The organism is Mycolicibacterium parafortuitum, assembly GCF_002086815.1.
Taxonomy (GTDB): Bacteria; Actinomycetota; Actinomycetes; order Mycobacteriales; family Mycobacteriaceae; genus Mycobacterium; species Mycobacterium parafortuitum.
Window position 1 is genome coordinate 1 of record NZ_MVID01000007.1, and the last position, 11,322, is coordinate 11,322.

Sequence of the window (11,322 nt, forward strand, 5' to 3'; positions counted from 1 at the left end):
CGGTCACTACCGAAATCGTTGAGCCTCACCCAAAACACCCTCTGAGCAGGCAAAAACGCCCACTAAAACCCTAGGAGCGCCACACTAGTTCGAACCACCGACAAGCGCTGACTACGCAATGGGACAGCTGAGACACACCGAGACCCGAGAAACCCAAGTGGCAGAAGAAAATTCAGAGGCCCGCTGCCATCTCCGCGAGTTCGCGTCTGTTCGCCAGCGAACGTCAGGAGCGCAGGAACTCGAGGATGTCGGCATTGATCACGTCGGCGTGCGTCGTCGGCATTCCGTGCGGGAAGCCCTTGTAGGTCTTGAGGATTCCGTTCGGCAGCAGCTCGGCGGACCGCGGACCGGCGGCCGCGTAGGGCACGATCTGATCGTCGTCTCCGTGCATCACCAACACCGGCAACTGGATGTTCTTCAGATCCTCGGTGAAGTCGGTTTGCGAGAACGCGACGATCCCGTCGTAGTGCGCCTTCGCTCCACCCTGCATACCCTGCCGCCACCAGTTCGCGATGATCCCCTCGACTGGTTCGACGCCGTCGCGGTTGAACCCGTAGAACGGCCCTTCGGGAAGCTCGCGGAAGAACCCGGCGCGGTTGGTCGCTACCGATTCCTGGAAACCGTCGAACACCGACTTCGGCAGCCCGCCCGGATTGCTCTCGGTCTGGACCATCAACGGCGGCACCGCGGCGATCAGCACCGCCTTGGCTACGCGACTCTCACCGTGCCGCGCCAGGTACCGCACCACCTCCCCACCGCCGGTGGAGTGCCCGATGTGGACGGCGTCGCGGAGGTCGAGGTGCTCTACCACCGCGGCGAGATCGTCTGCGTAATGGTCCATGTCGTGTCCGTCGGCGACCTGACTGGACCGGCCGTGACCCCTGCGATCGGGCGCCACGACGCGGTACCCCTGCGCAAGGAAGAACATCAGCTGGGCGTCCCAGTCGTCAGACGACAGTGGCCAGCCGTGGCTGAAGACGATCGGCTGTCCCGATCCCCAGTCCTTGTAGAAGATCTCGACGCCGTCTTTGGTGATGATGGTGGGCATGGCCGGAGAGTACTCCGAAACCGGCGCCCCGGCTGGCTCAACGGATCACAGACCTCAACAGCTCGGCCGCTTCGGTCTGATACGCATATTCGGCCCAACCCTGGGCTGTTGCATGGAATCTCATATCGACGAGCGACGGGTTCGCACCGCGGTCGAGTAACCGCCGGATCAGCTCGAGGTCGCCGTCCCACGCCGCGTGGTGCAACGGGGTTGCACCCTGCTCGTCGAAAGCGTTGACGTCATCGGGGATTCGTGGCAGCACCGGCGTGACCCCCGACGTGTCGACTCCGTTTCGGGCCAGCAGATCCAGACGCCGCACGAAGCCGTGTTCGGCCGCCCAGTCCACCTGCCGCCGCCACATCTGCGCCCTGGATTCCATGGCTTCGGCGAGCTTGCGCTCCCAGGGACTCGGTCCGGCGTCGGCCAGCCCGTACGCGAACAGCAGCTCTAGATGAGAGTCATCGGGGCGGAACATTCGGTTGTACAGCCCCTGGTGGTCGACGGGGTGGGCGCCGCGGCGCAGCAGCAACTCAGCCAGCTTGTTCGCCGCCGGATGCCGAGGTTGCCGACGCGGCCCCAGCTCGCCCTCCCCCAACACTCCGGTCAGCGCGGTGAACGGCGTCGCCATGCCCCGCCACAGATAGCCGGCATTCGGGTCGGCGCCGGCGTCGAGCAGAACCGTTGCCGCAGCGCACATCTGACCGGTTGTTGATTCGCTCCGCAAGCGTCGCTCAGCCGCGGCCGGCGCAACCCGCGTGTAGCACAGATAGAGCAGGGGCGGCCACCCGTACGGGCCGCCCGTCGCATTCGCCGTGATGCCGCGATCGAGGTGACGTGCCAACGCTTCTGGATCGCCGGCGGCCGCGGCGGCCCATATGTGCGCGTCGACCAGATCCGGCTCTTCCTCCAGGCTCTGCGCGGCCGACTCCCACCGTGGTGGTGCATCGCGGTCGGTGTACTGCAGCACGGCCAGCGCGCAGAACCGGTCCGCGTCGGCAAGTCTCGTCTCGGGTACGGCCGACGGGTCGACCGCGAGGTCCGCGACGAGATCCAGATACCGCACCAGTGCGGGCCATCCGGGGAACCCGTACTGCCGCGCGATCCTCAGCTGAGCGACGTGCAGCGGGAGCCGTTCGGTGGATGCGCGCTGAAGGGCTCGCGCTTCCCTCCGCAGGTGCTCCAAGGACGGATTGTCGGGCAGGGTGCTGGCCATGACGGCCTCCTCTCGTACGCCCGGCGTCCGCGGATCGGGCCGAGAAGAGGTCGGCGGCGAGGATCGAGCACAGGGAGGCTGAGCCTCTTCGAGCGGACGTCGGGCGGTCCTGCGCGCCCGCGGTGAGTCTAGCGCTTTTTCCCGCCCACCCAGCGGTACGATCCCGATCGTGTGGACCGTTCGAGTGGTGGCGTCTGGCGGGTTGGCCCTGTTGACCCTGGGCCTGGCCGCCCTGCCTCAGTCCCAGGAGGCCTCGGCCGATGTGTGCGGCTCCGTCGGCGGGCGCCACGTCTCGGTGAACGCGTGCGGCAACGTCGCCGACGCCATCGCCCCCTGGGTTCCGCCGCCTGCCGCGTACGCGCCGCTGCCGGAGGACTACGAAGCTGCTCCTCCTCCACCGCCTCCGCCTCCCCCGCCACCGAATGTCAGCGTGTGCGCGAACGTCGGAAGAAGGATCTCCGTCAGCGGGTGTGTTTAGGCTAACCTCGCCCAGGTGTCGTTCTCGTATGCCTCTGTCGTCGAGACCACCCACCTCAGCCGCCGTCTGAAACGGATCGTGCTCGACGTCGAAGCGCCGGATGTGCTGAACGTCAGGGTCGCGGGTGATTCCGCGGTAGGGGTGTATTTCGAGGCAGATGACCATCCCGAGGGCGAGGGCCGGAACTATTCGGTGCGTCACCAGGACGGGGCGCGGGTCACGCTCGACGTGGTGCTGCACTCTCGTGGCCCCGGAACCGACTGGGCCGCGACTGCCGCCGCCGGCGATCGGGTCGTGCTCGACCACGCACGCTCGTGGTACCGGCCTCCGGCTGACAGCGACTGGCAGCTACTCGTCAGCGACCTCTCAGGTTTGCCCGCGACCGCCCGCATCATCGAGGAGCTCCCCGCCGAGGCCACCGCGACGGTGATCGTCGAGGTCGCCGCGCCGGAGGATCTCGGCTATCTTCCCCGCCGTCCGAACGCCACGGTTCACGGCATCGTGGGTAGCGGAAACGGCCATGCCCCAAGCACACTCATGCACGCCGTACGCGAACTCGACCTCCCGGTCGGCCGCGGCTATTGCTGGTTCGCCGGTGAGGCCGCCGAATCCAGGGCCATACGCAAGTACCTGCGCAGCCTCGGCTGGACGATCGACCAGTACGACGTCACCGGTTACTGGCGGTTCGACTCGGAAACCTGGGACGCGCGGTTCGCCGAGGTCGAAGACGACGTGCTCGCGGTCTACGAAAGCGCGCTGACCGAAGGCAAGAGCGACAAGCTGGCCTTCGAGGAGTTCGACGAGGCCTGCGAGCGGATGGGTCTCTGACTCGGTGACGACCCAGACCCCACTCTCGCCGAGCCCCGAGTCGTCGGCGCGGTATCCGGTGCATCGCGGCAAGCTGATCGGGCTCGTCACGGCGACGGGCTTGCTGGCGGTGGTGTGCATCGCCAGCCTCGCCGTCGGAACCGAGAACGTCTCGCTGGGCACGGTGTGGTCGGCGGTGACCGATTACCGCGACGTGGGCGATGAGTGGATCGTGCACGAACTCCGTATCCCGCGAACGGTGCTCGGACTGCTGGTGGGCCTCGCACTCGGGTTGTCCGGAACCCTGATCCAGGCTGTCGGGCGCAACCCCCTCGCCGACGCGGAGATCCTCGGGATCAACTCCGGCGCTTCACTGTTCGTGGTCAGCGCGATCGCGTTGCTCGGGCTCACCGGGATCTGGACCTACATCTGGTTCGCGTTCGCCGGTGCGCTGTTCGCCATGGCCGTCGTGTACCTCGTGGGAATGTCGGGGCGAGCGGCAGTCACCCCGGTGCGGGTCCTGCTCGCCGGCGTGGCAGTCGGGGCGGTGCTGGAGGGTATCGGCTTCGCGATCCGGCTGCGCCATCCCCGCGCGTTCGACAACATGCGGTTCTGGGAGGCCGGGGCGCTTGACGGCCGGCCGCTCGATGTGGCGCTGGCGATCGGGCCGTTCATCGCGGTGGGCGCGGTGCTCTGCCTGGTGGTGTCGCGATCGCTGAACATCACCTCGTTCGGGGACGACCTGGCGAAGAGTCTCGGTGGCAACGTGGTCCGGACCCAGCTGTTGAGCCTGGTCGCGGTGACGCTGCTGGCCGGTGCGGCGACCGCGGGCGCGGGGCCGATCGGGTTCATCGGACTGATGGTGCCGCACGCGGTACGGCGCTTCACCGGGCCGGACTGGCGGTGGATTCTCGGCTACGCGGTGGTGGTGTCGCCCGCACTGCTGCTGGCGGCCGACATCGTCGGACGTGTCGTCATCCGGCCATCCGAGCTGCCCGCCGGCATCGTCACAGCCTTCATCGGCGCCCCCGTGCTGGTTTGGCTCATCCGCCGCCGCGGAACGGACCGCACATGAGCGCGCCCACGGTCCGGTTCGGTCAGCGGCAGTGCGTCATACGCTTCGGCGGGGTGGCGGTGCGCGCATCCCTGCGCGCGGTCGTCGTGGTGGCCGGGCTGACCGCCTCAGCCGCCGTCCTTGCCGTCCTGGCAATAGGTTTCGGCAAGTACCACGTCGTACCGAGAGATGTCCTGGGAGTGCTGGCGGGGGTCAACACGTCGTTCGACCGCGTGGTGATCCTTGAGTGGCGGATGCCGCGGATGCTGATGGCACTGCTCGTCGGGGCGGCGTTCGGGGTATCCGGGGCGATCTTCCAGGCGCTGACCCGCAACCCCCTGGGCAGCCCCGACATCATCGGGATCAATGCCGGCGCCTACACCGGGGCCTTGGCGATCATGGCGACCGTCGGGGGCGGCTACTACGCCGTCGCGGGCGGTGCGCTGGCGGGCGGGCTGGTGACCGCCGTCCTGGTCTACGCATTGTCCTATCGCAACGGGATCGCCGGTTACCGGCTCATCGTGGTCGGTATCGCGGTCAGCGCGGTGCTGAACTCGGTCAACCAGTGGATCGTCATCAAACTCGACCACCACACGGCCGTCACCGCCGCGGTGTGGCAGCAGGGGTCGCTGTCCGGAATGACGTGGTCGCAGGTGGTTCCAATGGCGATCTGCCTGGTGGCGCTGGCCGCCGCGCTACTCGCACTGGGCCCGCAGCTGCCGGTCCTGCAGCTCGGTGACGACGCGGCGGGGGCCCTCGGTGTGCACCCCGACCGGGCGCGGCTGGGCTATCTGGTCGTCGGCGTCGGACTCGTCGCGCTGGCGTGCGCGGCCGCCGGACCGATCGCATTCATCGCGCTGGCCGCACCGCAGCTCGCCCGCCGATTGACCGCGAGTCCAGGTGTCGCCCTGGTACCCGCCGCGGTGATGGGTGCGGTGCTGCTACTGGTCTGCGATGTCCTCGCCGCGAGAATGTTCGGCGACAACGCGATCCCTGTCGGTCCGGTGACGGTGTCGCTGGGCGGCAGCTACCTCGTCTACCTGTTGGTCACCCAGGCGCGCCGCCGCTGATGCACAGAGAGCAACCGATGCCCACCACCCGTCTGCAGGCCTCCTCGTTGTCCATCGCCTATGACGACACGACTATCGTCAAAGAGCTTTCCGTCGCCGTCGCGGACGGACGCATCACCGTAATCGTCGGCCCCAACGCGTGCGGGAAGTCGACGTTGCTGCGCGGCCTGGCCCGGTTACTGAAACCCATTGCCGGGCAGGTGATTCTCGACGGCACCGACATCGCCACACTTCACACGAAGGAGGTGGCACGGCGGCTGGGGCTGCTCCCCCAGACCTCGATCGCCCCAGAGGGCATCAGTGTGGCCGATCTGATCTCGCGCGGACGCTTCCCGCACCAGAAGCTGTTGCGGCAGTGGTCGACCGACGACCAGGCGGCGGTGGCCGAGGCGATGGCGTGCACCGGGGTCACCGAGCTGGCGGACCGGCTCGTCGACGAGCTGTCCGGTGGCCAGCGCCAACGGGTCTGGGTCGCGATGGTGCTGGCGCAGCAGACCCCGCTGCTGCTGCTCGACGAACCGACGACCTATCTCGACATCGCGCACCAGGTCGAGCTCCTCGACCTGTTCGCGATGCTCAATCGCGAACGCGGTCACACCGTGGTCGCGGTGCTCCACGACCTCAACCACGCCTGCCGCTACGCCGACGAGATCGTCGTGATGAAGTCAGGACACATTGTCGCGCAGGGCAATCCGGATGACGTCGTCACCGCCGAGCTGATCGAGGACGTGTACGGGCTGCGCTGCCAGATCATCGACGACCCCGAAACGGGAACTCCGCTGATCATCCCGCGCGCCTCGCCACACCTCACGGTTCGGCGGTGAGGTAGCCGCCGCCGCGGCCGAAGAAGTCCATCGCGCGGTGATCCACACCATCCTCGGTGCGCACGACGTCGAGCACCAGGCCGTGCGACCGACCCCGGTACGCATCGGCGCCGGCGACGATCACCATGCCGCCGTCTTCCTCGATGAACACCCGACCCGGCGTGCCTCCGTACCGGCAGCGTGAGACGTGAGCCGAGATCAACCGCAGTTTCTCGCCGCGGAAGTAGGTGTACGCATTCGGATACGGGTCCGACAACGCCCGGATGAACCGCTCGATGTCGGCGGCGGGCCAGTTCCAGTCGACGACGCCGTCCCGGTCGGATCGCTTGTGAAAAAATGTCCGCTTGGTCAGATCCTGCGGTACCGGTCGCGCCGTCCCGTACTCCAACCCGTCGAGAGCCTGCTCCAGCACCTCGGGGACGAGATCGAGGGTGTCGTACACCAGGCTCGTCCCGGTGCTCTGCGGCGTGATCGCCACCGAACGCTGCACCAGGATCGCACCGGTGTCGAGTTCGTCGTCCATCAGGTGTGCGGTCAGTCCGGTTCGACTCGCCCCGCTGATCAACGACCAGATCACCGGCGAGAAACCGGTGAACTCGGGCAGCAGGGAATCGTGCAGGTTGACCGTGCCGAGACGAGGAATGCTGAAGAGTTCCTGTGGAAGTCTTGTGCGCCAATTGTTGGCGACCATCACGTCGGGTGCCAAATTGACGATGCGGTCGGCCAATTCGCGCGAGGGCTGTTTGGCGAGGAACACCTCGATCCCCTCTTCGCGTGCGTAGTCCTCGACCGAATCATCCCAAATCGACTCGTACACATGATCACTCGCGGGATGAGTGACCACCAGACATACGTCGTGCCGGGACTTGACCAACGCTTCCAGAGTTCGGTGTCCCCATGTCTGATAACCGAACATCACCACGCGCACAGCAACCTCCCAGGTAAAAAGCTAGCCCACTATGGTTAGCCTTTCCTTTGATAGCATGCCTTTCGGTCGTGGCGGGGCCCCAACATATCTCGCGGGCGCCGGCCGTGAACAGACCCGACATCTCCGGGAGGAGCGTTTTGTCCAGCAATCCTTTTGACGAACAGGACGGCCGCTTTCTGGTGCTGGTGAACGACGAGGAACAGTACTCACTGTGGCCGACGTTCGCCGAGATACCGACTGGCTGGCAAACAGTTTTCGGCGGGCCGGACGGCACCGACCGAGACAGCGCGTTGAACTACGTCGAACAACACTGGACCGATATGCGTCCGCGCTCGTTGCGTGAACAGATGGATCATGCTGGTGCCGATGCGATTTCGTCGAGTTGAGCGCGACAGTCTCTGACGACAGCGTCAACTGGACCGGCACCAGAGTTCTGCACCGCGCGCTGACACGCAACCGGCGCTGCCTCGGTGCGGGCTCAACACTCATTGCTGCGCACCAACTCTGCGAAGTATCGGTGCCGGTGCTGATCGGCGTGATCGTCGATCGCGCAGTTGCCACCGGATCGGTTCGGGCGATCCTGATCTGGATCGCTGCGCTCGCCGCGCTGTTCATCGTGCTGACCGTCGTGTACCGCTTCGGGGCACGGATGCTGATGGCGGCGATAGCGGCCGAAGGACACCTGCTGCGTGTCGAGCTGAGCCGCAAGATCCTCGACCCGCTCGGCATCGACACGAACTACAAAGCAGGTGAACTGCTTTCCATTTCGTCGACGGATGCGGATGAGACCGCCTATCTGCTCGACTACGTCCCGCGCCTGGTCGGTGCCGTGGTCGCGACGATCGCGTGCGGCGCCCTGTTGCTCACCATCGACCTGCCTTTGGGTCTGATGGTCCTGGTCGGGGTTCCGATCGTGATGGCCGCACTGCAGCTCACTGCTCCGCTGATCGCCGCACGGGTGGAGAACCAGCAGGCCGAGATCGGCAGGGCAACGGCGCTCGCGACAGATCTGATCAGCGGTCACCGGCCGCTGCAGGGCATCGGCGCGCAACACAACGCCGCCGCGCGATACCGGGTGGCCAGCCGCCGTTCGTTGAGCGCGACATTGCGCGCGGCGCGACTGGAAAGCGCCCACGCCGGTGCCGCGGCCGCTGCCGGCGCCCTCGCAGCGATGGCCGTCGCGGTCGCCGCGGCGTACTTCGCGATCCGTGGCGACCTCACGCTCGGCCAACTGATCACCGTGATCGGCCTCGCGCAGTTCCTCGCCGAACCGTTCGAGGTTCTGGCGATCCTGCCGAGTTCGGTCGCCGAGGCACGCGCATCGGCCAATCGCGTCGCGACCGTGCTGGCCGCGCCGACGCGCCACCGCGCGGAAATTCCCGCCACCGCCGGCAGGTCCGCACGCGGATCGCTGACGGTACGTGACGCCACGCATGCGGGCCTGGACGGTCTGTCCCTCGACGTCCGTCCCGGAGAGTTCCTGGCAGTGCTGGCCACCGACTCGCGAGACGCGACGGCGCTGATGGATCTGCTCTCCGGTACCCAACGCACCGAAGACACCGGCTCGGTAATGGTGAACGGTCGCCGAATCGGGGCTCTCGATTACGGCACCCGACGTGCCACACTGCTCGTCGAGCACCATCACGGTGACCTGTTCAGCGGATCGCTGACCTCCAACCTCGCGATCTCCGGTGCCGACGACGCGGCGGTGCGCCGCGCCCTCGAGGCGTCCTGCGCCCTCGACGTGGTAGCGCTCTACGAGGACGGACTCGACCATCCGGTGCTGGAGCGCGGCGCGAGCCTGTCCGGTGGGCAGCGCCAGCGCTGGACACTGGCGCGCGCGCTGGCCGCCGATCCCGACGTGCTCGTACTGCACGACCCGACCACCGCTGTCGACGCGGTCACCGAACAGGCCATTGCCGACGGGATCCGCGGGCTTCGCAGCGCCGCCGGACGGACGACGGTCGTGCTGACCAGCAGTCCGGCCCTGCTGGCGGCCGCCGACCGTGTCGTACTGGTCAGCGGCGGACGGGTGGCCGGCGAAGGTACCCACCGGCGCCTGGTCGACATGCACTCGGGCTATCGCGAGTTGGTGACGCGATGACGATCAGTGAATCCGTCACGCCACCGGTACTTCCCGTCGCGTCGATGCGGCGGTCCTGGTCCTGGCTTACCGGCGATCTGCGCAGCCGCCGCGCCCAGACCACCGTGACTGTGCTGGTCGGGCTGGCCGCCGCCGGCGCCGCGACCGTACCCATCTACCTGCTCGGTTCGCTCGTCGACCGGGTGGACGCGAAGAGCTCCGCGGACAGCCTGGTCGGTCTTGCCGTCGTGATCGGTGTGGCCGCGGTGATCGGCGGATTGGGTACCGGCCTGGCCCGGTACCTGATCACCCGGCTCGGCGAACATGTGGTCGCCGATCTGCGTGAGGACGTCCTGCACACCGCGCTGCACCTGCCTGCCACCACGGTCGAGGAGAGCGGCCGTGGCGATCTGTTGTCCCGCGTCGGCGCGGACGTCGCCGCGGTCGCCAAGGCGGTGTCGCAGGTCTTACCGGACATGCTCAACGCATTCTTTCTCGGCCTCGTGACGCTGATCGGAATGGCCAGCCTCGACTGGCGGCTCGGACTCGCCGGTGCGCTGTGCATCCCGGCCTATGCGGCCGGGCTGTGGTGGTATCTGCCGCGCTCGGCGCCGGTGTACGCCGAGCAGCGCGTCGCACTCGCGAACCGGGCCCAGGCGACCGTGGAGTCGATCCAGGGGGCCCGCACCATCGATGCATACGAAGTCCACGCCCACCACCTCGCCGGCATCGAGCGGGCCTCCGGGCGCGCTCGCGATCTCGAGGTCGGTGTGTTCACCCTGTTCACCCGCCTGGTCGGAAGGGTGAACAGGGCCGAATTCATCGGCCTGTCAGCAACATTGGCCGTCGGCTTCCTGCTCGTACGCGCAGACGCCGTGACCATCGGGCAGGTCACCGCCGCCGCATTGATGTTCCACCGGTTGTTCAACCCGATCGGCATGATGATGTACAACTTCGACGAGATCCAGGCCGGCGCCGCGTGCCTGGCCCGTCTTGTCGGGGTCGTAGACCTTCGCCCGTCCGCCGAGCCGGAGCACGTCGATGTGCCCGGCCTGACCCGCATCCCTGCCGACGCCGGCGTCGAGGTCAGGAACGTCTCGTTCTCCTACGGCACGGGACCTGAAGTGCTGCATGACGTCTCGCTGTCGATTCCGGAGGGCACCCGATGTGCGCTGGTGGGCACCACCGGAGCGGGCAAGACCACGCTGGCGGCCGTGGTGGCGGGTCTGTATGTGCCCGACCGGGGGCACAGTTACCTCGGCGGTGTTCCGGTCGCCGACATCCCCGATACCGAATTGCGCCGCTGGGTCGCCACGGTGACCCAGGAGGTGCATGTGTTCTCCGGTCCGCTGCTCGACGACCTGCGGCTGGCGGCGCCGGACGCCGACCGTGATCAGGTCTGGGCGGCACTGGAACGGGTCGGCGCACGCGAGTGGGTTTCAGCGCTCGACGATGGCCTCGACACCTTGGTCGGTGAGCAGGGTGTGGCGCTGACGGCAGCACAGGCCCAGCACATTGCGCTCGCCCGCCTCGTGCTCGCCGACCCGCGCGTCGTGGTGCTCGACGAGGCGACTGCCGAAGCCGGCAGTGCCAGCGCCGCCGAACTGGAGCGGGCCGCGCTGGCGGCGACCTCAGGACGCACGACGCTTGTGGTCGCCCACCGGCTGACGCAAGCCGCCACCGCCGATCAGATCGTCGTGATGGACGACGGCCGAATCTCCGAGCGCGGCACCCATTCCGAACTCGTCGAGCTCGGCGGACGGTACGCGCGGCTCTGGGACGCATGGAGCGCGCACAGCTGACGCGCACCCCTATAC

General features: G+C 67.5%; 11 protein-coding genes. 8 read left to right on the top strand and 3 right to left on the bottom strand.

Annotated elements, in window-relative coordinates; all coding sequences use genetic code 11:
- Positions 1-223 precede the first annotated feature (223 nt).
- Both BST38_RS10385 and BST38_RS10390 read right to left on the bottom strand, forming a co-directional pair.
- Positions 224-1,048 carry an alpha/beta fold hydrolase gene (locus tag BST38_RS10385; RefSeq protein ID WP_083143217.1) on the bottom strand — a complete coding sequence of 275 codons (825 nt, stop codon included), beginning with the start codon at positions 1,046-1,048 and terminating at the stop codon, positions 224-226.
- 37 nt (positions 1,049-1,085) lie between these two features.
- The gene (locus tag BST38_RS10390; RefSeq protein ID WP_083143218.1) at positions 1,086-2,261 is read right to left on the bottom strand and encodes an ankyrin repeat domain-containing protein; all 1,176 of its coding nucleotides are present in this window, start codon (positions 2,259-2,261) and stop codon (positions 1,086-1,088) included.
- Positions 2,262-2,430: 169 nt separating this feature from the next.
- Here BST38_RS10390 and BST38_RS10395 point away from each other — a divergent pair, with 169 nt between their 5' ends.
- From BST38_RS10395 to BST38_RS10415, 5 genes are read left to right on the top strand one after another with little or no spacing between them, the layout of a single operon-like run.
- Positions 2,431-2,739 carry a hypothetical protein gene (locus BST38_RS10395; RefSeq protein WP_083143219.1) on the top strand — a complete coding sequence of 103 codons (309 nt, stop codon included), beginning with the start codon at positions 2,431-2,433 and terminating at the stop codon, positions 2,737-2,739.
- A gap of 15 nt (positions 2,740-2,754) precedes the next feature.
- On the top strand, positions 2,755-3,567 hold the full coding sequence (locus BST38_RS10400) for a siderophore-interacting protein (RefSeq protein WP_083143220.1): 813 nt from the start codon (positions 2,755-2,757) through the stop codon (positions 3,565-3,567).
- A 4-nt stretch (positions 3,568-3,571) separates the two neighbouring features.
- Positions 3,572-4,621: an iron chelate uptake ABC transporter family permease subunit gene (locus tag BST38_RS10405; RefSeq protein ID WP_083143221.1), complete on the top strand. Its 1,050-nt coding sequence runs from the start codon at positions 3,572-3,574 to the stop codon at positions 4,619-4,621.
- Positions 4,618-5,670 (top strand): FecCD family ABC transporter permease, encoded by a 1,053-nt coding sequence (locus BST38_RS10410; protein WP_083143222.1) that lies wholly within the window; start codon positions 4,618-4,620, stop codon positions 5,668-5,670. Before BST38_RS10405 ends, BST38_RS10410 begins: the two co-directional genes overlap by 4 nt.
- Before the next feature lie 17 nt (positions 5,671-5,687).
- On the top strand, positions 5,688-6,494 hold the full coding sequence (locus BST38_RS10415; RefSeq protein WP_110781717.1) for an ABC transporter ATP-binding protein: 807 nt from the start codon (positions 5,688-5,690) through the stop codon (positions 6,492-6,494).
- On the opposite strand, the gene BST38_RS10420 is transcribed toward BST38_RS10415, so the two are convergent.
- Entirely contained in the window at positions 6,478-7,422 is a 945-nt protein-coding gene (locus BST38_RS10420) for a methionyl-tRNA formyltransferase (RefSeq protein ID WP_083143224.1), read from the bottom strand. The two genes, BST38_RS10415 and BST38_RS10420, sit on opposite strands and share 17 nt — an antisense overlap.
- 137 nt (positions 7,423-7,559) lie before the next feature.
- Here BST38_RS10420 and BST38_RS10425 point away from each other — a divergent pair, with 137 nt between their 5' ends.
- Genes BST38_RS10425 through BST38_RS10435 form a run of 3 tightly spaced genes read left to right on the top strand, consistent with a single transcriptional unit; the run spans position 7,560 to position 11,307 of the window.
- Complete coding sequence (locus BST38_RS10425) at positions 7,560-7,808, top strand: MbtH family protein (protein ID WP_083143225.1); 249 nt, start codon at positions 7,560-7,562, stop codon at positions 7,806-7,808.
- Positions 7,805-9,526 (top strand): ABC transporter ATP-binding protein, encoded by a 1,722-nt coding sequence (locus tag BST38_RS10430; protein ID WP_083143226.1) that lies wholly within the window; start codon positions 7,805-7,807, stop codon positions 9,524-9,526. Before BST38_RS10425 ends, BST38_RS10430 begins: the two co-directional genes overlap by 4 nt.
- Positions 9,523-11,307, top strand: a complete 1,785-nt coding sequence (locus tag BST38_RS10435) for an ABC transporter ATP-binding protein (RefSeq protein WP_083143227.1) — start codon at positions 9,523-9,525, stop codon at positions 11,305-11,307. The genes BST38_RS10430 and BST38_RS10435 overlap by 4 nt, the downstream gene beginning before the upstream one ends.
- Positions 11,308-11,322: the final 15 nt, after the last annotated feature.

Excerpts from the sequence above, each read along its gene's own strand:
- BST38_RS10385 (WP_083143217.1), bottom strand. The coding sequence starts at position 1,048 with ATGCCCACCATCATCACCAAAGACGGCGTCGAGATCTTCTACAAGGAC.
- BST38_RS10390 (WP_083143218.1), bottom strand. The coding sequence starts at position 2,261 with ATGGCCAGCACCCTGCCCGACAATCCGTCCTTGGAGCACCTGCGGAGG.
- BST38_RS10410 (WP_083143222.1), top strand. The coding sequence starts at position 4,618 with ATGAGCGCGCCCACGGTCCGGTTCGGTCAGCGGCAGTGCGTCATACGC.
- BST38_RS10415 (WP_110781717.1), top strand. The coding sequence starts at position 5,688 with ATGCCCACCACCCGTCTGCAGGCCTCCTCGTTGTCCATCGCCTATGAC.
- BST38_RS10435 (WP_083143227.1), top strand. The coding sequence starts at position 9,523 with ATGACGATCAGTGAATCCGTCACGCCACCGGTACTTCCCGTCGCGTCG.